General features: G+C 35.5%; 19 protein-coding genes, 1 tRNA gene and 4 pseudogenes. 16 read left to right on the forward strand and 8 right to left on the reverse strand.

Annotated features, from left to right (window positions below):
• Positions 1-21: 21 nt before the first annotated feature.
• The 3 genes and pseudogenes from gpmI to ACFELZ_RS02140 form a co-directional block, all read right to left on the reverse strand.
• Complete coding sequence (gene gpmI / locus ACFELZ_RS02130) at positions 22-1542, reverse strand: 2,3-bisphosphoglycerate-independent phosphoglycerate mutase (protein WP_375316408.1); 1521 nt, start codon at positions 1540-1542, stop codon at positions 22-24.
• A 33-nt stretch (positions 1543-1575) separates the two neighbouring features.
• Positions 1576-1647: transfer RNA gene (locus ACFELZ_RS02135), tRNA-Asn, on the reverse strand.
• A 71-nt stretch (positions 1648-1718) separates the two neighbouring features.
• Positions 1719-2202 (reverse strand): annotated as a pseudogene (locus ACFELZ_RS02140) (IS5 family transposase); the annotation flags it as partial.
• Between the two features lie 74 nt (positions 2203-2276).
• Between ACFELZ_RS02140 and gatA the strand changes: the two are divergent.
• From gatA to ACFELZ_RS02175, 7 genes and pseudogenes are all read left to right on the forward strand, one after another.
• A complete protein-coding gene (gene gatA / locus ACFELZ_RS02145; protein ID WP_375316628.1) occupies positions 2277-3746 on the forward strand; it encodes an Asp-tRNA(Asn)/Glu-tRNA(Gln) amidotransferase subunit GatA in 1470 nt (489 codons plus the stop codon).
• A 935-nt stretch (positions 3747-4681) separates the two neighbouring features.
• Positions 4682-5173: pseudogene (locus ACFELZ_RS02150) on the forward strand (transposase DNA-binding-containing protein); the annotation flags it as partial.
• Positions 5174-5231: 58 nt separating this feature from the next.
• Positions 5232-5429 carry a transposase gene (locus tag ACFELZ_RS02155; RefSeq protein ID WP_375315805.1) on the forward strand — a complete coding sequence of 66 codons (198 nt, stop codon included), beginning with the start codon at positions 5232-5234 and terminating at the stop codon, positions 5427-5429.
• A gap of 3 nt (positions 5430-5432) precedes the next feature.
• Positions 5433-5597, forward strand: coding sequence for a hypothetical protein (locus ACFELZ_RS02160; protein WP_375315781.1), 165 nt, complete (start codon positions 5433-5435; stop codon positions 5595-5597).
• 17 nt (positions 5598-5614) lie between these two features.
• The gene (locus tag ACFELZ_RS02165; protein ID WP_375316621.1) at positions 5615-5998 is read left to right on the forward strand and encodes a transposase; all 384 of its coding nucleotides are present in this window, start codon (positions 5615-5617) and stop codon (positions 5996-5998) included.
• 12 nt (positions 5999-6010) lie between these two features.
• Positions 6011-6151: pseudogene (locus tag ACFELZ_RS02170) on the forward strand (IS982 family transposase); the annotation flags it as partial.
• A gap of 6 nt (positions 6152-6157) precedes the next feature.
• Positions 6158-7618, forward strand: coding sequence for an IS4 family transposase (locus ACFELZ_RS02175; protein WP_375316629.1), 1461 nt, complete (start codon positions 6158-6160; stop codon positions 7616-7618).
• Between the two features lie 172 nt (positions 7619-7790).
• On the opposite strand, the gene ACFELZ_RS02180 is transcribed toward ACFELZ_RS02175, so the two are convergent.
• Positions 7791-8285, reverse strand: a complete 495-nt coding sequence (locus ACFELZ_RS02180; protein ID WP_375316630.1) for a Smr/MutS family protein — start codon at positions 8283-8285, stop codon at positions 7791-7793.
• A 92-nt stretch (positions 8286-8377) separates the two neighbouring features.
• On the opposite strand from ACFELZ_RS02180, the gene rlmB reads away from it, so the two are divergent.
• The 4 genes from rlmB to ACFELZ_RS02200 all read left to right on the forward strand — a co-directional run bounded on the left by rlmB (position 8378) and on the right by ACFELZ_RS02200 (position 11937).
• On the forward strand, positions 8378-9142 hold the full coding sequence (gene rlmB / locus ACFELZ_RS02185) for a 23S rRNA (guanosine(2251)-2'-O)-methyltransferase RlmB (protein ID WP_375316409.1): 765 nt from the start codon (positions 8378-8380) through the stop codon (positions 9140-9142).
• Between the two features lie 80 nt (positions 9143-9222).
• Positions 9223-9936: a Bax inhibitor-1/YccA family protein gene (locus ACFELZ_RS02190; RefSeq protein WP_375316410.1), complete on the forward strand. Its 714-nt coding sequence runs from the start codon at positions 9223-9225 to the stop codon at positions 9934-9936.
• Entirely contained in the window at positions 9937-10473 is a 537-nt protein-coding gene (locus tag ACFELZ_RS02195; protein WP_375316411.1) for a cytochrome c oxidase assembly protein, read from the forward strand.
• Positions 10474-10959: 486 nt separating this feature from the next.
• Complete coding sequence (locus tag ACFELZ_RS02200; RefSeq protein WP_375316412.1) at positions 10960-11937, forward strand: quinone oxidoreductase family protein; 978 nt, start codon at positions 10960-10962, stop codon at positions 11935-11937.
• A 15-nt stretch (positions 11938-11952) separates the two neighbouring features.
• On the opposite strand, the gene ACFELZ_RS02205 is transcribed toward ACFELZ_RS02200, so the two are convergent.
• From ACFELZ_RS02205 to ACFELZ_RS02220, 4 genes are all read right to left on the reverse strand, one after another.
• Complete coding sequence (locus tag ACFELZ_RS02205) at positions 11953-12411, reverse strand: transposase (protein ID WP_375316627.1); 459 nt, start codon at positions 12409-12411, stop codon at positions 11953-11955.
• Positions 12354-12518 (reverse strand): hypothetical protein, encoded by a 165-nt coding sequence (locus ACFELZ_RS02210; RefSeq protein WP_375315781.1) that lies wholly within the window; start codon positions 12516-12518, stop codon positions 12354-12356. The genes ACFELZ_RS02205 and ACFELZ_RS02210 overlap by 58 nt, the downstream gene beginning before the upstream one ends.
• 3 nt (positions 12519-12521) lie before the next feature.
• Positions 12522-12719: a transposase gene (locus ACFELZ_RS02215; protein ID WP_375315805.1), complete on the reverse strand. Its 198-nt coding sequence runs from the start codon at positions 12717-12719 to the stop codon at positions 12522-12524.
• A gap of 118 nt (positions 12720-12837) precedes the next feature.
• Positions 12838-13698 (reverse strand): IS982 family transposase, encoded by an 861-nt coding sequence (locus ACFELZ_RS02220; protein ID WP_375315786.1) that lies wholly within the window; start codon positions 13696-13698, stop codon positions 12838-12840.
• Positions 13699-14115: 417 nt separating this feature from the next.
• Here ACFELZ_RS02220 and ACFELZ_RS02225 point away from each other — a divergent pair, with 417 nt between their 5' ends.
• The 5 genes and pseudogenes from ACFELZ_RS02225 (at position 14116) to ACFELZ_RS02245 (ending at position 20438) form a co-directional block, all read left to right on the forward strand.
• A complete protein-coding gene (locus tag ACFELZ_RS02225; RefSeq protein WP_375316413.1) occupies positions 14116-15831 on the forward strand; it encodes an ABC transporter ATP-binding protein in 1716 nt (571 codons plus the stop codon).
• Positions 15832-16008: 177 nt separating this feature from the next.
• The gene (locus tag ACFELZ_RS02230; RefSeq protein WP_375315786.1) at positions 16009-16869 is read left to right on the forward strand and encodes an IS982 family transposase; all 861 of its coding nucleotides are present in this window, start codon (positions 16009-16011) and stop codon (positions 16867-16869) included.
• Between the two features lie 168 nt (positions 16870-17037).
• A pseudogene (locus tag ACFELZ_RS02235) lies at positions 17038-17664 on the forward strand (IS4 family transposase); the annotation flags it as partial.
• A gap of 232 nt (positions 17665-17896) precedes the next feature.
• The gene (locus ACFELZ_RS02240) at positions 17897-19075 is read left to right on the forward strand and encodes an aspartate aminotransferase family protein (RefSeq protein WP_375316414.1); all 1179 of its coding nucleotides are present in this window, start codon (positions 17897-17899) and stop codon (positions 19073-19075) included.
• 88 nt (positions 19076-19163) lie between these two features.
• Positions 19164-20438 carry an HlyC/CorC family transporter gene (locus ACFELZ_RS02245; RefSeq protein ID WP_375316415.1) on the forward strand — a complete coding sequence of 425 codons (1275 nt, stop codon included), beginning with the start codon at positions 19164-19166 and terminating at the stop codon, positions 20436-20438.
• Positions 20439-20440: the final 2 nt, after the last annotated feature.

Consider the following 20440-nt stretch of genomic DNA (forward strand, 5'->3'; position numbering starts at 1 on the left):
TTTGCCAGCGCATGACGCTGCCTAGCTGGAATGACAGAGGGTAATGCAAGAAATCAACGAACTACCTGTCATTTCGTTTGGTTTCTTAATTCCAAGTAGCTGTAAAATAGTGGGAGCGATATCAGATAATCTTCCGTCTCTTAGTTTTAGATTATCGCAAGACACAATAAATGGCACTTTATTTAGAGTGTGCGCTGTATGAGGTGTATTATTTTCTTCATCGAACATACATTCCACATTACCATGGTCTGCAGTAACAATTAATGCAGTGTTGCTTGACTTTTTAACAGCATTCAGCACTCTTGCAAGACAATCATCTACAGCTAGCACAGCTTTCTCGGCTGCTTTTATATTACTTGTATGCCCTACCATATCAGGATTAGCGTAATTTACAACTATCAGTGCAAATTCTTGGGAGTGAATTTTTTCTACAAGCTTTTCTGTGAGCTCAAAGGCTGACATTTCGGGCTGCAAATCGTAAGTTTGAACTTTCGGTGAGGGAATGAGTATTCTTTCTTCACCAGAGAAAGGTTCTTCTTTTCCACAATTGAAAAAGAAAGTCACATGGGCATATTTTTCGGTTTCGGCGATGCGTAATTGTTGCAATTTATTGTCTGCTATTACCTGTCCTAAAGTGTTAGCAAAAGATATAGGAGGAAAAATATAAGGAATTTTAAGATCTTCTTTATACTTCATCATACTTAGAATTGAAGAGAGTTTTGCTATTTCAGTATGGTTTGTTTTACTAAGCAAAATACTTGCTAATTGTATCATTCGATCAGCACGAAAGTTAGCCAACAGCACTCCATCTTCTGGTTTTATACCTTGATAATCACCTATTACTGCGGGCTTGACAAACTCATCAGTTATGTTATTTTGATAATTTTCATCAATCAACGATACTGCATTATCATGACGAGGTGCCTTTGCAAATGCGATAGCCTCATAAGCTTCAATTGTTCTCTCCCACCTGTTATCACGGTCCATAGCATAGTAACGCCCAGAAACAGTAGCAATTCTTATGTCATTTCCCTTTATACTCTTTATAAATTCTTGAATGCATTTTTTTCCTGAATTTGGTAATGTGTCTCTGCCATCTAAAAATGCATGCATCACCACTTTGATTCCGCGCTGTGATATTTTATTTGCTAAAATCGAAATATGCTTTTGATGCGAATGAACACCGCCATCTGACACTAATCCCACCAGATGGCATACTCCGTTCTTACTTTTTAGATTACTAATAAAGCTTTGTAGATTTGCATTGTTTTCTATTGTTCCAATCTCTTGATTAATGCGCTGAAGGCTTTGCATTACTACTCTACCACTGCCAATATTCATATGACCAACTTCTGAATTACCTATTTGACCATCAGGTAACCCCACATCAGCACCACAAGCAGATAAGCTGCATTTTGGATAATTAGAGTTAATATATTGCCAGCAAGGTGGACTTGCATTGCTAATAGCATTGTATTTACTGCTTTCTATTCCATTTCCCCAACCATCTAGTATACATAAGACAACTGATTTAATGCCCATATAAGATTAACACTAGAATTTCACAGAGAAGAGCTCCCCGGGCCGGATTCGAACCAGCGACCAATTGGTTAACAGCCAACTGCTCTACCACTGAGCTACCGAGGAATAAACCGTCTTTAATTTATCACGTTGAACGTTGATTGTAAACGTTTTTTGTATACTTTGTAAGAGCCTGTTCATAATCTTTTCAGAAGCAAAGCAGTGAAAGCCAGAACGACCATTTGTAGGCTAGTATTGAGTTTTCGCTCACAATTTTTCCACAATCTTCTACATTTTTCTAACCAAGCAAAAGATTTCTCAACAACCCATCTTTTTGGCAATACAGCAAAGGAATGCAATTCACTTCGCTTTATTACTTCAACAGTTGCACCAATAATATCTTTTATTTGAGTTGCAAAATTCTCTCCTGTATGGCCCGCATCAACCAGTATATTTTTAACTCCAGAAAGGTTTTCTTTTGCATTGTTGACCATTCTCACAGCACTGCTGCAGTCAGTTGTTCCTGCAGTTGTTACATAAATTGCATGTGGTAAACCTTGAGTATCAACTGCGATATGGCCCTGAGATTTTTTTACCAGCGTCATAGCCTTTTTCTTCAGCAGTACCTGCGTTCTTTACACTCTGAGCATCAATTATGTACAGGTTCTTAGCTATATTTCTAGCTGTAACTATAAATGTATGGATTTTTTATCGTGCCATGTTATAATTAATGTCTTGCTAAAAATTAAATATTGATGAATGAACTAAAAAAGTTAAGTATTACACAAATGCATGACGGGCTCAAAAAAAGGAGTTTTTCCGCTGTTGAACTCGTGGAGGCGCACATCAGTGCGGTTGAAAATGAGAAATTAAATGCATTTATAACAAAAACCCCAGAGATAGCAATGAAAGCTGCTAAAGCTGCAGATGAACATTTCTCTAGGCAAAAGGATGATTTAATCTCGCCGCTCATGGGTATACCAGTTGGCATCAAAGATCTATTCTGTACAAAAGGAATAAAAACAACAGCATGCTCAAAAATGCTGGAAAATTTCGTTCCGACTTACGAATCTACGGTGTCTGACTTGCTTTTAAAAAGTGGAGCAGCCATGCTCGGTAAGCTTAATATGGATGAATTTGCTATGGGTTCTGCGAACACAAACAGCTATTTTGGCCCTGTTGAAAATGTGTGGATTAGAAAAAGTGATGGGGAAAAAGTTGTTCCTGGTGGATCATCTGGTGGATCTGCAGCATCGGTTGCTGGATTTTTATGCGCTGGAGCGTTAGGAAGCGACACCGGTGGATCTGTACGCCAACCAGCAGCTTATTGTGGAGTAGTTGGAATAAAGCCAACTTATGGAAGATGCTCGCGTTTTGGTATGATTGCATTTGCGAGTTCTCTGGATCAAGCAGGAGTCATTACTCGTTCTGTCTCTGATTCAGCATTAATGCTGGAAGCAATCTGTGGCTATGATAAAAAAGATTCAACATCGAGCGAAAAGCCAGCTCCTAAATTTTCCAGCTTTATAAATGGTGATGTCAAGGGTAAGTGTATTGGTATACCAAAAGAATATAGGATGGATGGAATTTCAGAGGAAATAGTTCATAATTGGGAAAGAGTTGCTTCCTATTTAAAAGAAAATGGCGCTGAAGTTGTTGACATTACTCTGCCACATACTGAATATGCAATACCGGTCTATTATTTAATCTGTTCTGCTGAAACTTCATCCAATCTTGCTTGTTACGATGGTGTGCGTTATGGATTAAGGGTTGATGCTGATACCCTTGAAGAAATGTATTCACTAACAAGAGCAGAAGGTTTTGGTAAAGAGGTGAAAAGAAGAATTTTAATTGGCGCTTATGCGCTTTCTTCAGGTCATTATAATGAATATTACGAAAAAGCGCAGTGCATTAGAGCATTAATCAGAAATGATTTTATAAAAGCGTTTGAAAAAATAGATTACATACTTGTGCCATCTGCTCCAACAGAAGCTTTTGGCTTAAATGAAAAGCCAGATCCGCTAATTATGTGCATCAATGATGTGTTTACCGTGCCAGCAAGTCTTGCAGGATTGCCTGCTATTTCTGTTCCTGTTGGGCTTTCCAATGAGGGTTTACCACTTGCCTTGCAAGTGATTGGAAATTATTATGACGAAGCTGGAATATTAAATGTGGCAAGTGTGATAGAGCAAAATTGCGGCAGAATAATTAGACCTCTTGCATAATCTATTTTCTGATAGTAATTTTTGCATTAAAATTTGCTTATGCTCATCAACGTACTCTATGGTTCCATTTTTAGATGAATAGCAAAAACAGGGCATATTAATCTGTTTACAAAATTTTCGTGTAACAGTTCACACCTAATTAAACAGACTAAATTCTGTAATTTTGGGATGTTGAAAAATTTACCTTACGTTGTCATTCCAGCGCATAACGCTGAAATCTGGATTTATAGAAACGGCTTAAACGAAAAAACTTGCTTGACATCCTTCGCCAGCCCCCTTATTGTGACAGTAAGGGTATTTATGACTCAAAACTTGTTTTTGACCTGCAGGCTCAATGACAAAATTCAGTAAAAAACTCAGGGTATTTATTGGCGGATTACATAAAATTATAGCGGCTGCATGTCTTTTTTATTTTTTCTACATTCAGCCAAATCGCGCTTATTTTAAGCGTTAGCACATTATTACAGCGCCACTTACAGTAATATAGAGTCAAAACTCGCACCACGGGGCTTCTTTTGCCTTTTTTTCGTTTGGTAAATTTCTTAATGTTTGTAGCTAAAGCAATTTAAGAGACCGAAAATGGTGTCATTCCAGCACGTGACGCTGGAATCTAGTCTTTATTATGCAGCCACTTATTTAAAGTTAAGTTTTCTGGATCCAAGTAGTCAAGCTACTCGGATGACACCCTCTTGGATGGAAACCAGTGTCAGCTACTTTCATGACACCATGACAACCGTCATTCCGCTGCTTGTTAGCGCCGCGGCAGTATGACGGTCTGCGACGATATGACGGTTCGCGGTGGCATGACGATAACTTCGTCATCCCGCTGCTTGTTAGCGCTTACTATTACCCATAAATCTAAAAGGAGAAAAAGCTGCTATCTTACTAATTCAACTTTCTATTATAAATAGATCTATGGTCTAAAAATGGAATATATGATGAAAAGAACTATAAATACCTCAACTGGCGAATGGGCAGAAAGTGAATTTGGAATTGTTAATTTTGGTGATATAAGATTAAGTAAAAGGCTTCTAAAAATAGTTAATAGTTTTGCTGAATCGCCTGAGTGTTCAATAAATCAAGCTTGTGAAGATTGGCATCAAAGTAAAGCAGCTTATAGATTTTTCCAAAAAGATGCCATTTCTGAAAGAAAGATATTAGACAGTCATATAATTAAAAATGTTGAAAGAGCTAAAGAATACTCAACTATCTTAGCTATCCAGGACACGAGTTATATTTCATATAAAAATCATAAAAAGACCGAAGGATTAGGGATTATAGCAGCAAGATTAACATCTAAAACAACTAATTTTAAAACCCATGGATTAGTGATGCATACAACGTTTGCAGTTACAACAGAAGGACTGCCTATAGGATTATTGGATCAAAAAATTAGTACTAGACCTTCCTTAGCTGAAGACCTAAGAGCCTGTCTTCAAACTAAGTAGAAAGGAGTTAAGAAGTGTGTTATAAGATATATTTTAAATGTACCCAAGCGATATAAGTGACAAAGAATGGAAGATAATAGAGCTATATTTTGAACCTAAAAAGACCGGTAGACCAAGAAAACATAGTATTAGAACAATTATTAACGCAATCCGCTATATGATGAGAACAGGATGTCAATGGAGACAACTGCCTAAAGATTTTCCACCATGGAAAACAGTGTATAGTTGTAATTAGCGATTGAAAAAAAGTGGAATATGGCAAGAGATTCATGATTTTCTAGTTAAAAAAGTAAGAGAGATAATTGGTAAGAATGAAACTCCATCAGTGGGAATAATAGATAGCCAATCAGTAAAAACTACTCAAAAAGGGGATCCAGAGGATATGATGCTGGCAAGAAAGTAAAGGGTAGAAAGCGCCACATCGTTGTAGATACTGTAGGTCTTGTAATTGCTGCTGAAGTACAAAGTGCAAGCATTCAGGATCTTGATGGTGCACTAAATCTTTTTGTTCAAGCCAAATGCAAAGCTCCAACATTACATAAGTTTTTTGCTGATCAAGGATACACAGGTAAATTGCAAAACCTCTGCTTATTGGAAACTGGATGTTTATTGACGATTACCAAGAAAATAGTTGATACAGGATTTCAGGTTATTCCCAAACGTTGGATTGTTGAGAGAACCTTTGCTTGGCTCTCCAATTTTAGACGTATGAGTAAGGATTATGAGCATTCTCCTCTCACTTCAAAAAATAACATCTTCTTTAATATGATCACTATTATGCTTCACAAATTAGCTCATTCTTGAGTTTGAAGACAGGCTCTAAAAAATAGACTAGAAATTGAACACACTCGCCATAGATCCCCTGTTAATTTTTTGGTTCATATCTTTTCTACTCTCATTTCCTATTCCATCAAATCCATAAAGCCTTCTATTTCCTATACTTTCTTCCTCCCTTAATCCAGAATTCGCGTTATAAATACCTCAACTGGCGAATGGGCAGAAAGTGAATTTGGAATTGTTAATTTTGGTGATATAAGATTAAGTAAAAGGCTTCTAAAAATAGTTAATAGTTTTGCTGAATCGCCTGAGTGTTCAATAAATCAAGCTTGTGAAGATTGGCATCAAAGTAAAGCAGCTTATAGATTTTTCCAAAAAGATGCCATTTCTGAAAGAAAGATATTAGACAGTCATATAATTAAAAATATTGAAAGAGCTAAAGAATACTCAACTATCTTAGCTATCCAGGACACGAGTTATATTTCATATAAAAATCATAAAAAGACCGAAGGATTAGGGATTATAGCAGCAAGATTAACATCTAAAACAACTAATTTTAAAACCCATGGATTAGTGATGCATACAACGTTTGCAGTTACAACAGAAGGACTACCTATAGGATTATTGGATCAAAAAATTAGTACTAGACCTCCCTTAGCTGAAGACCTAAAGGAGTTGAAAAGAAGAAGCCATAATACTGCTCTTCCCATAGAAGAGAAAGAAAGCATACGGTGGATAGCATCACTTAAAGACTCTACTAAACATCCTGGATTAAAGGATGTTAAGGTAGTTACCGTTTGTGATAGAGAAGCAGATATTTATGATTTATTTGAAGTTGCTTCCACTAATCAATCTCTTTTTGTAGTAAGAGGAAATCAAAACAGAACAGTAAACAAGAAGTCGACTTATTCTGAAAAAGGTGGTGAAAGATTGTGGGATTTGATGAATCGCATGTCTTGCCAAGGAGAAATACAAGTGAGTATTCCTGCTTGCGATAACAAACCTCAAAGAACAACAGTTTTAGAAGTAAAGTTTAGTAACTTTGTGATGAATGCATCAAAAAACAACGCTAGACGTAAAACGCAAAAACTTCCTAATTTAAATTTAAATGCTGTCTATGTTATAGAAAAATATCCCCCATTTGGCGAAGAGCCCATGAACTGGATTTTGTTAACAAATATAAATATTAATAATTTTGAAGAAGCAGTAGAAAAAATACAATGGTATTGCTTAAGATGGAGAATAGAGGTTTTTCATAAAATTTTGAAATCCGGTCTTAAAGTTGAAGAATGTAGGCTCCAAACAGCAGATAGATTGATCCGCTTTCTTACAATTATGAGTATAATTGCATGGAGAATATTTTTTATCACATTGGTAGCTAGAACAAATCCGAATCTTTCTTGCACTGTCATACTGACTGATGACGAATGGAAGGTTTTATATACCAAAATGCTTAAGACAAAAAACTATCCTGAGACTCCACCACCTATAAGAGAAATTGTGAGGTGGGTGGCCAAGTTAGGAGGGTTTTTAGCTCGCAAAAATGACTTAGAACCAGGCCCTATAGCTTTGTGGAAGGGATGGAAACGTCTCTTTGATTTAGCAGAAGGATGGAGACTTGCTCATTCATTCTATACTTGTGGGTAATAGTAAGCATGATAAGGGGGCTGGCGGAGTTTGTCAAGCAAGTTTTTTCGTTTCTGCGGGCTACTTGAATAACGGCTACAATGTTTGTACAATTGTGCGTAACGCGCTGCCGAACACTGGTTTTTATATGGCTATATAAGAAAAATTAAGGCTTAAAAGGAAACTTAAGCAGCTAATAGGGCCTAAGCCTTTTTAATAAAACATAAAAAGCCCCTTTACCACCATGTTTTTTCGTAGCTTGCTGGTAGTATAGAACCATATGCTGGATTTTAGTATCATTTAACCACTTATTTAAGTTATTCTTTATAGTGTCTGTTTTATTTGTTGCACTGCCGTATCCCGTAATTACCAATAAACATCTATTTCCTGCTCGATAATTTTTGATAATAAAATCTATCAATTTACAGTAAGCATCCTCTATACTATAGCCGTGCAAATCGAGCTTATCGCTTATAAAATATTTACCCCTATCAACTTTTAATTTTGTGTTTTGGTCAAGACAAAATGATGAGTTACCATTATTGGTATTAAGAAAATTCCTTTGTAAGTCGGAGGTACCTTTATCAACCATAGACTTTATATTTACTTTATGATCAACTTTCAAAGTAACTTTTCCACATTCTATTGGCTTAACATTTTTTTGCCAATCCAACTCATCGTCTGACATAAACGCATTAATCGAATTGTATAATTTTACAACAATATCCAAACATAGTAAAATGTTGCTTATTCTATAAAAACCCGATTTTCGATAATACGATGAAATCGTCAAAAACTAATGAGAATTTTTGGCTGTATGGAAAGCACACCTGCATGTCAGCACTGAAGAATAAAAATAGGCGGTGTATAGAACTGTTAGTAACAGAAAATTTCTATAGAGAACATGAAAAAGAAATTAGGCAATGTGTAAATAGTAAGGGCATTAAAGTTCGATTAGTAGAAAACAAAATACTTAATGACGTTTTATCTAAAGGTGCTAACCATCAAGGAATTGCTTTAAATGTTGCCCCTATTCTTTATAACTTAAGCATCGAAGAAGTAGCTGAAAGCTCAAACGACAGCTCTACTATAGTCATTTTAGATCAAGTCACTGACACGCACAATATTGGATCAATTTTAAGAACTTCAGCTTGTTTTAATGTCAACGCATTGGTTTTACCACATAATCATTCACCTGGCGAAAATGCATCTATTGCAAAAGCAGCAAGTGGAGCATTGGATATTGTTCCGCTAATGTACGTTACAAATATAGTAAAAACTATGCAGTATTTAAAAAAGGTCGGCTACTGGTGTTACGGGTTTAATTGCAATGCTAAAGAAAATATAGATGAAATAAAGAGCTTTGAGAAAAAAAGAGTAATTATTTTTGGTTCTGAAGAGAAAGGAATGCGGAGGTTAGTTAAAGAAAATTGTGATTATCTTTTAAAAATACCAATGTCAAATGCAATTAACAGTTTAAATGTTTCAAATGCAGCAGCAATAGGCCTATATTCTATTTATATTAAAACAAATGCCAGCGCATAGCTGTTTATAATAAAAATACTTGATAAAAATGTGGTTTTATATTATAATGCGTTAAATAATGGACAAAAGGAGTTATATTTATGTCTTACATGAGAAATGAACAGGATATCCGCTCTCAGGGCGTTTATTATAGCGCTGGACTCAGAAGTTACCTAACTAAAGTATATAACTACATGGCTTTAGCTTTAGGCGTTACAGGGCTTGTTGCGTTTCTAACGGTATTTTCTGGTCTTTTTCAGGTAATTCATTCTAATCCTGTTCTGTCGCTTGTGATAATATTCTCTCCAGCTGCATTGGTGATCTATATGCGGTATAGAATTCAACACCTAAGTGCTCAGTCTGCCGTTACTATATTTTCCTCGTTCTCAGTGTTAATGGGGCTTTCCTTATCTTATATTTTTATAGTTTATACTGCAGAAAATATAGCAAGAGCGTTTTTCATTACATCAATTATGTTTGGCTCTATGGCTTTATATGGTAATACCACAAAAAGAGATCTTACAAGTATGGGCTCTTTCTTGATTATGGGAGTCTTGGGGATAATTATAGCATCCATAGTAAATTTATTCCTTGGAAGTAGTCCTCTCTACTTTGCAATATCGTTCATATCAGTAATAGTCTTTACCTTAATGACTGCGTATGATGCTCAAAGAATCAAGGACGTTTATTATAAATATAACGACGGATCAGAAGTCGCTACTACTAAATTGGCAATACTGGGTGCAACTGATCTTTATTTTAACTTTATTAACATATTTCTCAATCTACTCAGGTTACTTAATAACAGGGACTAAATGTTCTCCTTTTTAAGGAAGAATAACAAGAATTCTATAGTTTTCTTTTTAGTATCTTTAGTTGTGTCGATGATATGTCTTACATATGCATCTGTGCCACTATACAGTATTTTTTGTAAAGCTACCGGATATGGTGGCACAACAAGAAAAGTAACTAATGCAACAATAAGTGCAACTGGCCAAAAAATCAGGGTCCACTTCAATGCTGATATAATGTCCGATCTACCTTGGGAATTTAAATCAGAAACTAACTACGTTGACGTAAACATAGGAGAACAAAGTTTAGCATTTTATTACGCAAAAAATCTATCTGATCATCCTTCATTTGGTATGGCAGTATATAACGTTACGCCTTTCAAAGCAGGTAAGTATTTTAATAAAGTTGCATGCTTTTGTTTTGAAGAACAAATGTTGCTACCAAAACAAAAAGCAGCTATGCCCGTATCTTTCTATATAGATCCTGAGATAATGCTTGATAGTAATACAAAAGATTTAAGTGAAATAACGCTATCATACACGTTTTTTAAGCTTAAGTAACAGAATGTTTGCAAACCATACGCGTCAAGTTAAGGCCCAATATAGCACCATTTAAAGTGGGTATCTTGTTTGTTACATTTATTTTTTGGGAAATTTTGATCTAAAATAAGATAATTCTTTTAGAAGAGTCTATAAATTACTAGCTTTATTACTTAATATCTAAAATAATCTTTACCACTTTTCTTTTTCCTTATGCTACTTTCCCTTAACTTGACGCGTATGGTTTGCAAACCATGTCATTTCAAGTAATCAATAGGGTGTCATCCGAGTAGCTGACACTGGGATCCAGAAAAAATGTATAGCTCATACAGATAAGGTTGACTTTTTGCCATCTTATGACTTGATTATATAAAAAAATCTGGATTCCAGCGTCACGCGCTGGAATGACAGGAGGTAATGCAAGAAGTCTATTGATTGTGAAAACAATAACTTTGCAAAATATTAATTGTTAGATAACATAATTAAAGTTTTTATCTCACATTCATCATGGTTAGAGCTATACAAATAAAAAAAACTGGGGGACCAGAAGTATTAGAATTTGTAGATAAGAATATAGGTGAGCCAAAAGGCGAGGAAGTCTTAATACGTCATACAACTATCGGCTTAAATCGTTATGATTTAGAGCACAGAAAAGGTACACGCAAAATTAAAAATTTACCATCGGTGCTTGGAGTGGAAGCAGTTGGGGTTATTGAAAAACTTGGTAAAAAAATCAGTGATGGATTCAAAGTTGGAGACAGAGTTGGATATTGCACAGCTCCTCCAGGGGCATGTTGTGAAAAGCGCATTATACACCAGAAATATCTGATAAAAATTCCAGATGACATATCTGACGAAGTTGCTGCTGCAGTGCTGTTTAAAGGTATGACAGCTCACTATTTAGTTAATCAATCTTATAAAGTTAGGCCTGGTGCTTTCGTGCTAGTTCATGGGGCTAATGGTGGTTTAGGACAAATAATATGCCAATGGGCAAAGGATAAAAAAGGTGTAGTGATAGGTTCTGTAAGCTCTGATGAAAAAATGAAGATAGCTTTACAAAGTGGCTGCACATACGCAATAAACTACAATGATAAAGACTTCGTTTCTAAAGTTATGGAGATTACGCAAAACAGAGGAGTAGGTGCAGTGTATGACCCTATAGGTTACGCTACAAGCAAGCTTTCTTTTGAATCTTTAGGCAGGTTCGGCATACACGTTTCCTATGGGCAGATATCAGGTAACGCTCCTATTAGTTTTTCTTTACTTAGTTCACGTTCGTTATTTGCAACTGGAACCTCAATATACCATTATAAGCATGATAGATTCACATTAGTGCTTACCACAATGGAAATCTTCGAGATGATAAGAAAAAAACTTTTAACTGTACGGATCAATAAAAAATATAAATTTGATGAAATAATTCAAGCTCATCGCGATATGGAAAATAGAAAAGCGAGTGGGTTAAATATTATCAAAATCTCTTAGAGCCTGTCTTCAAACTCAAGAATGAGCTAATTTGTGAAGCATAATAGTGATCATATTAAAGAAGATGTTATTTTTTGAAGTGAGAGGAGAATGCTCATAATCCTTACTCATACGTCTAAAATTGGAGAGCCAAGCAAAGGTTCTCTCAACAATCCAACGTTTGGGAATAACCTGAAATCCTGTATCAACTATTTTCTTGGTAATCGTCAATAAACATCCAGTTTCCAATAAGCAGAGGTTTTGCAATTTACCTGTGTATCCTTGATCAGCAAAAAACTTATGTAATGTTGGAGCTTTGCATTTGGCTTGAACAAAAAGATTTAGTGCACCATCAAGATCCTGAATGCTTGCACTTTGTACTTCAGCAGCAATTACAAGACCTACAGTATCTACAACGATGTGGCGCTTTCTACCCTTTACTTTCTTGCCAGCATCATATCCTCTGGATCCCCTTTTTGAGTAGTTTTTACTGATTGGCTATCTATTATTCCCACTGATGGAGTTTCATTCTTACCAATTATCTCTCTTACTTTTTTAACTAGAAAATCATGAATCTCTTGCCATATTCCACTTTTTTTCAATCGCTAATTACAACTATACACTGTTTTCCATGGTGGAAAATCTTTAGGCAGTTGTCTCCATTGACATCCTGTTCTCATCATATAGCGGATTGCGTTAATAATTGTTCTAATACTATGTTTTCTTGGTCTACCGGTCTTTTTAGGTTCAAAATATAGCTCTATTATCTTCCATTCTTTGTCACTTATATCGCTTGGGTACATTTAAAATATATCTTATAACACACTTCTTAACTCCTTTCTACTTAGTTTGAAGACAGGCTCTAAGCAAGCTAAGCTGTAAAATGACAGTTGGACATCAGCTCATAACGCGAATTCTGGATTAAGGAAGGAAGAAAGTATAGGAAATAGAAGGTTTTGTGGATTTGATGGAATAGGAAATGAGAGTAGAAAAGATATGAACCAAAAAATTAACAGGGGATCTATGGCGAGTGTGTTCAATTTCTAGTCTATTTTTTAGGTAACCAAAAACAGTCTCAATGATAGACCTTTTTCTCAGTAAAATCTTCTCATTTAACGAAATCAATGTATTTTTCATACCTTTTTTCACCTTGGTAACAAGTTTCAAACCTCGGTCAAACAGCTTCTGAAAAAGCTCTTTTGCAATATAACCTTTGTCACCAAACAAAAGACCGATTAATTTTTCCGTCAGATTTGGCACAGGTATCCTATCATCAACATTGCCTTTTGTTAGCGTAAGTGCATGAATTTCAACATTTTCATTGATTACCATATGTAATTTGAAACCAAAAAACCAGCCGTAAGTGCTCTTGCTTAATTTTGCAATTCCAGCAAAAACTTTGTTTTTGGATATTCTTTTTGCATGACAAACTGCAATGGGAGTTGTGTCTATATATGAAATTCCAGTGTTTTCTGACTGTCCACAAAGCCAATGCAACAACATTGCTAAATGCCACAAAACCCTAGGCTTTAGAGCAACAAACCTGGTATATGAAGGTAACTTTGGAAACTCTGATTTGTAGAGCAACGTTAGGTAATGTAGATAGAAAGTTTTACACGGAGATTGTTGATATAGCAGGATTATTGTCATGATTTCGGAGTGCTCAATTTCCGTTGTTCTTGTGGGGTTTTTACCATTTGGCAGTAGTTTATCTGCAAAATTTTTCTCTATATCTCTGCAAAAATCATCGACCAAACAAAACAGTTTTGTTATATCTTCCATGGGTAACCTCATCTATTTTTTTATCACTGCTGAGTTTACCCTGTTTTCTTGCCTTTTCTATTCTCCTTTAATCCAGAATTCACGTTTTTAGATTTATGGGTAATAGTAAGTTGTTAGCGGGATCTAAAGATACCGCGGCGGTATGACGTGTTAGCTGTACTTTTATACTCATCAACTCAGTATCCAATCTGGATCCCAGTATCAAGTACTGGGATGACACCTACGCACGCTCACTTTGTCATTCCAGCGTGTGACCAGAAAAAACATAGACCCCAAGTGTCAGCTACTTGAACAACATCACTTTGCTTAAAAATTGCAACGTTTGTACACGGTATGACGTTAGCTATTGTGCTACACCTTTCCCCTTTCCCCTGAAACTAAAATCTATATACTTAACTTTAGAAACTTCAAAATACGATGCGATCTAATATTAGAGAGTTATTTTGCTATATAAAGCCTAATCTATCTTATTTCATCATAGCTTTTATTGCAGTTTTATTTTCAGCCTTAACGATCCTCCTCTTTGGCAGAGGCTTAAGCAACATAATTGATTCTGGCACAGAGCACGATTTTACTACCAGACTATTAGTTGCAATACTTATAGTTTTAGCCATTTCTCTCACTGCATTTACTCGGTTATATTTCATTGGCATTGGCAGCGAGAAAGTTATTGCAAGAATCAGATATGACTTATATAGCAGTATCACTGACTTGCAACCAAGTTTCTTTGAGAACACAGGCGTACAAGATGTTATCTCAGCACTCATTACTGATACCTCTGCGCTGCAATCAATAATAAATAGCAGCCTCCTCACCATATTGCGAAATTTTGTAATATTAATTGGCAGTGTTGCCATGTTATTATATACAAATCTGCACCTAACTGCGTATGCAGCCGCAATAGTACCTATACTACTCATTATTATGACCTCATTTGGAAAAAAAGTGCGTAGCTATGCACGCTTTGTCCAGGATAAATTAAGTGAGCTTGCATCACTTAGTGAGGAAAATTTTCGATCTATAGTGACTATCAAATCGTTTGTACTCGAAGAAAATGAAAAAACCCGTTTTAAGGAGTATTTAAACTCAGTATCAAAATCATACGTAAAATTAGTACTCTTGCGTGCTATTCTAGTAACTCTAGTTATCACGTGTGTGATAGGTTCACTAGTTGTTTTGCTCTTTTTTGGTATTAAAGAAGTCTTAAGCAATAATATAACTATTGGAGAACTCTCCTCATTTGTGTTTTATTCAGCGCTCGCAGCAGGAGCTATAAATAATTTGAGCTATAATATCAGTGATTTACAACGAGGTCTTGGAATAGTAGAGCGTTTATTTGAATTTAAAAATATGAAAAGCTCTATAGCAGATGCCAATGATCCTATAAAAATTTGTAGTGTTCGAAAAGGAATTTCGTTTAATGGCGTAACATTTTTTTATGAATCTCAGTCTGATAAGCCAGCGTTAAATAACGTATCATTTTCTATAGAGGCTGGTCAATCTGTCTCAATTGTTGGACCATCTGGCAGTGGTAAAAGCACCATTTTAAAGCTTCTGCTCCGTTTTCATGATCCAAGCAGAGGCAGCATTACTATCGATGGGCACAATATTAAGTCAATTGCGCTAAATGACCTCAGATCGTTGTTTGGCTTAGTGCCACAAGATCACATGATATTTTCTTGCTCAATAATGGAAAATATACTATATGGCAAACCTGGTGCTGAATATGAAGAAGTGAAGCAAGCAGCTATCAGCGCTTATGCGATGGAATTTATTGATAAGCTGCCTGATAAATTTGATACATTTGTAGGAAAAAGAGGATTAAAACTTTCTGAAGGGCAAAAACAACGTATTATAATAGCAAGAGCCATACTCAAAAACCCTCAGGTTTTAATACTGGATGAAGCAACCTCTGCCCTTGATTATAAAAGTGAGAACCTCGTGCAAAAAGCATTAAGCAAGTTAATGCAAAACAGAACAACGATCGTAATTACACACAGACTATCAACTGCACTTAAAACTGACAAGATTATAGTAATTAATCACGGAAAAGTAGAAGAAGTAGGGACTCATGACTCCCTAATAAGTAAAGACGGGTTGTATGCAAAACTGGCGAAGATACAGTGGAATTGAAAGAAAATTTAAATCATATCGTTAGTTGATATGCTAGATTCATAATCAAAGTTATTAAATTTTTAATCATTTTAATTTATAATAATCTCATAACGTGAATTCTGGATTAAAGGAGAATAGAAAAGGCAAGAAAACAGGGTAAACTCAGCAGTGATAAAAAAATAGATGAGGTTACCCATGGAAGATATAACAAAACTGTTTTGTTTGGTCGATGATTTTTGCAGAGATATAGAGAAAAATTTTGCAGATAAACTACTGCCAAATGGTAAAAACCCCACAAGAACAACGGAAATTGAGCACTCCGAAATCATGACAATAATCCTGCTATATCAACAATCTCCGTGTAAAACTTTCTATCTACATTACCTAACGTTGCTCTACAAATCAGAGTTTCCAAAGTTACCTTCATATACCAGGTTTGTTGCTCTAAAGCCTAGGGTTTTGTGGCATTTAGCAATGTTGTTGCATTGGCTTTGTGGACAGTCAGAAAACACTGGAATTTCATATATAGACACAACTCCCATTGCAGTTTGTCATGCAAAAAGAATATCCAAAAACAAAGTTTTTGCTGGAATTGCAAAATTAAGCAAGAGCACTTACGGCTGGTTTTTTGGTTTCAAATTACATATGGTAATCAATGAAAATGTTGAAATTCATGCACTTACGCTAACAAAAGGCAATGTTGATGATAGGATACCTGTGCCAAATCTGACGGAAAAATTAATCGGTCTTTTGTTTGGTGACAAAGGTTATATTGCAAAAGAGCTTTTTCAGAAGCTGTTTGACCGAGGTTTGAAACTTGTTACCAAGGTGAAAAAAGGTATGAAAAATACATTGATTTCGTTAAATGAGAAGATTTTACTGAGAAAAAGGTCTATCATTGAGACTGTTTTTGGTTACCTAAAAAATAGACTAGAAATTGAACACACTCGCCATAGATCCCCTGTTAATTTTTTGGTTCATATCTTTTCTACTCTCATTTCCTATTCCATCAAATCCACAAAGCCTTCTATTTCCTATACTTTCTTCCTTCCTTAATCCAGAATTCGCGTTAATACTATGTTTTCTTGGTCTGCCGGTCTTTTTAGGTTCAAAATATAGCTCTATTATCTTCCATTCTTTGTCACTTATATCGCTTGGGTACATTTAAAATATATCTTATAACACACTTCTTAACTCCTTTCTACTTAGTTTGAAGACAGGCTCTTAGAAGTAAAGTTTAGTAACTTTGTGATGAATGCATCAAAAAACAACGCTAGACGTAAAACGCAAAAACTTCCTAATTTAAATTTAAATGCTGTCTATGTTATAGAAAAATATCCCCCATTTGGCGAAGAGCCCATGAACTGGATTTTGTTAACAAATATAAATATTAATAATTTTGAAGAAGCAGTAGAAAAAATACAATGGTATTGCTTAAGATGGAGAATAGAGGTTTTTCATAAAATTTTGAAATCCGGTCTTAAAGTTGAAGAATGTAGGCTCCAAACAGCAGATAGATTGATCCGCTTTCTTACAATTATGAGTATAATTGCATGGAGAATATTTTTTATCACATTGGTAGCTAGAACAAATCCGAATCTTTCTTGCACTGTCATACTGACTGATGACGAATGGAAGGTTTTATATACCAAAATGCTTAAGACAAAAAACTATCCTGAGACTCCACCACCTATAAGAGAAATTGTGAGGTGGGTGGCCAAGTTAGGAGGGTTTTTAGCTCGCAAAAATGACTTAGAACCAGGCCCTATAGCTTTGTGGAAGGGATGGAAACGTCTCTTTGATTTAGCAGAAGGATGGAGACTTGCTCATTCATTCTATACTTGTGGGTAATAGTAAGGTTCTGCGAGCGGCTGGCGGGGAAGGTCCGCCGGTCTACTCTCCCTATACAATGCTAATAAGTGGCGAATCGTTGGTAAAACTAAGTTACTTTAGCTATAGAATGACAGAAAGGGTTTGCATTAGCCAAATTTTTAGTTGAGATAGCATAAGAGGTTAAAGGAAAAGCTTTGTGTTAATGGATTCATTTCAGGTATAATACAGATAATACCACAATACTTATAAAATGGATCATGTTGTTAATGCGTACAATAGACTTGACACTCCTATAGTTAGGGGAGAAGGGGCATATCTTTTTGACAAAGATGGTAAAAAATATTTAGATTTTGCTGCAGGTATTTCTACAGCTTCTTTAGGGCATTGTCATCCATACATTACAGACAAACTGAAAGAGCAATTGAGCTCACTATGGCACTGCTCTAACATTTTCACTATTCCCGAGCAAGAAAGGCTTGCTGACCGTTTAACAACCCTTACTTTTGCAGATAAAGTTTTTTTCTGCTCAAGTGGGCTTGAAGCAACAGAAGCTGCAATTAAGTTTATTCGTCGTTACTTTTATTCAAAAGGGCAAGCAAAACGTAATCGTATTGTTACAATTGAAGGAGGGTTTCATGGCCGCAGTATTGCTGCAATTTCTGCTGGAGGCAGTGAAAAATCACGCGAAGGTTTTGCTCCGCTTCTTTCTGGTTTTGATAAAGTGCCAAGAAATGACATTAAAGCTTTGGAGAAAAAAATCAGCGATGAAACAGCTGCTGTGTTTTTAGAGCCCATACAAAGCGAAGGCGGAGTATATCCACTAGACGTAGAATATCTTCAAAAAGTAAGGAAAATAACAAAAGCTCAAGGGATAATTTTGTGCTTTGATGAAGTGCAATGCGGATATGGACGCATCGGTTCTTTATTTTATTATCAAAATGTCGGCATTGAACCTGATATGCTAACCTGTGCAAAAGCTATGGGTAACGGTTTTCCTCTAGCTGCATGTTTAGTAAAAGATTACATAGCAGAAGCAATCACTCCAGGAACTCATGGATCAACCTATGGTGGCAATCCACTTGCCATGACTGTTGGTAATGCAGTGCTCGATATAATGCTAAAAGAAGGCTTTTTTGATCATGTTAAGAGAATTAGTAAATATTTAAAAGAAAAGCTGTTGCCTTTAGCTAAAGAATTTCCTGAGATAATTTCAGAAGTTCGTGGAGAAGGGTTACTAATGGGAATAGAACTAGCAACTCCTGTAGCTGATAAAGTTATTAGTCGATCTCTTGATAAAGGTTTAATAATAACTAGGGTTTCAAACAACAAAGTAGTAAGGATAACCACACCACTTATCATTGAGGATGAGCATGTGAATGCGGCGTGTAATATGCTTTATGATTTATTTTTTAAGATTAAAGATATATAAAATTCGGCAATATAAATTCAGGCTTGCAAATGCCTTTCATAACATGTAAAATTAATTTTGTTTTTTATCACAATAACATCGTACTTTAATGGATTGGTTATTGGTCTTAGTATCATCAGCAATTTTTATTTTGTTAATTTTATCGTTTTTGTTCTCAGGAGCAGAGATAGGCTTAACCTCAATTAGCCGTTCTCGAGTTAATAAGCTAAAGCTAGACGGTAACAAAAGAGCCAGGATAATAGACCGCTTATTAAATAAGAAAGAATTGACAATAGGAACGGTATTGCTCGGCAATACAATTATTAATATTACTTGCTCTGCTTTATTTACAGCAATATTTATCAATCTTTTTGGAAATGAGGGCATTCTCCTATCAACAATTATAATGACATTTTGTATTTTATTATTCTGCGAAGTTCTACCAAAAACTTATGCTATTCAAAATCCTGAAAAATTTGCATCATTTTCTGCTTATTTTGTATTGTTTTTTGTAAAGATTTTTTCTCCATTGACGCTAGGTATTCAATTTATTGTTAACCTCATCCTGAAATTATGTGGGCTGCATAAAGATAAGGAAGTAATATCTGCAGCGGATGCAATGCGTAATATGATTACTCTTCACCGCAGTGAAGGAACTATGTTACAACAGGATTTAGATATGCTAAGCAGCATACTTGATTTGGCTGAGACAGAAATATCACAAATTATGACCCATAGGAGAAATTTGTTTTCTCTTGATATAGATCGGAATAAAGAAGAGTTAATAAGAGGGATTTTAACCAGTAGTCACAGTAGAGTACCTTTATGGCAGAAGGAACCAGATAACATTGTCGGGGTGATTCACGTGAAAGATCTAATAAACGCCTTGCGTGAAAAAGATAGTAAAATAGAGATTGCCCAAGTTATGTCAAGGCCTTGGTTTATACCAGAAAGTACACCGCTCAGCGTGCAACTTCATAACTTCCGTAAGAACAGGAAACACCTTGCATTTGTTATTGATGAGTATGGAGCACTGCAGGGAATTGTAACTCTTGAGGACATACTGGAAGAAATAGTTGGAGAAATTTCGGATGAACATGATTTGATCACGGAGAATTTCATAAAGAAAATATCTGACAATATGTATCACATAGAAGGAAAATCTACTATTAGGGACATTAACAGGCAGTTACACTGGAATCTCCCTGATGAAGAAGCTACAACTCTAGCAGGTATGATTGTGAATGAAATAGAGCGCATTCCTGACGAAGGCGAGGAGTTTTCCATGTATGGTTTTCGCTTTAAGATTTTAAAAAAAGATAAGAATATTATTACTGTTGTTGAAGTGCAAGTAAAAACTGGTAATACTAGTAGGAGCAATTAATG

This window comes from Wolbachia endosymbiont (group A) of Colletes cunicularius (genome assembly GCF_964264715.1).
Lineage (GTDB): Bacteria > Pseudomonadota > Alphaproteobacteria > Rickettsiales > Anaplasmataceae > Wolbachia.

Coding starts and splice junctions, on each gene's coding strand:
- ACFELZ_RS02220 (WP_375315786.1), bottom strand. CDS start 13,698: ATGGAAGATATAACAAAACTGTTTTGTTTGGTCGATGATTTTTGCAGA.
- gatA (WP_375316628.1), top strand. CDS start 2,277: ATGAATGAACTAAAAAAGTTAAGTATTACACAAATGCATGACGGGCTC.
- ACFELZ_RS02240 (WP_375316414.1), top strand. CDS start 17,897: ATGGATCATGTTGTTAATGCGTACAATAGACTTGACACTCCTATAGTT.
- rlmB (WP_375316409.1), top strand. CDS start 8,378: ATGAAATCGTCAAAAACTAATGAGAATTTTTGGCTGTATGGAAAGCAC.
- ACFELZ_RS02225 (WP_375316413.1), top strand. CDS start 14,116: ATGCGATCTAATATTAGAGAGTTATTTTGCTATATAAAGCCTAATCTA.
- ACFELZ_RS02245 (WP_375316415.1), top strand. CDS start 19,164: ATGGATTGGTTATTGGTCTTAGTATCATCAGCAATTTTTATTTTGTTA.
- ACFELZ_RS02155 (WP_375315805.1), top strand. CDS start 5,232: ATGTACCCAAGCGATATAAGTGACAAAGAATGGAAGATAATAGAGCTA.
- ACFELZ_RS02180 (WP_375316630.1), bottom strand. CDS start 8,285: ATGTCAGACGATGAGTTGGATTGGCAAAAAAATGTTAAGCCAATAGAA.
- ACFELZ_RS02195 (WP_375316411.1), top strand. CDS start 9,937: ATGTTCTCCTTTTTAAGGAAGAATAACAAGAATTCTATAGTTTTCTTT.
- ACFELZ_RS02200 (WP_375316412.1), top strand. CDS start 10,960: ATGGTTAGAGCTATACAAATAAAAAAAACTGGGGGACCAGAAGTATTA.
- gpmI (WP_375316408.1), bottom strand. CDS start 1,542: ATGGGCATTAAATCAGTTGTCTTATGTATACTAGATGGTTGGGGAAAT.
- ACFELZ_RS02230 (WP_375315786.1), top strand. CDS start 16,009: ATGGAAGATATAACAAAACTGTTTTGTTTGGTCGATGATTTTTGCAGA.
- ACFELZ_RS02215 (WP_375315805.1), bottom strand. CDS start 12,719: ATGTACCCAAGCGATATAAGTGACAAAGAATGGAAGATAATAGAGCTA.
- ACFELZ_RS02190 (WP_375316410.1), top strand. CDS start 9,223: ATGTCTTACATGAGAAATGAACAGGATATCCGCTCTCAGGGCGTTTAT.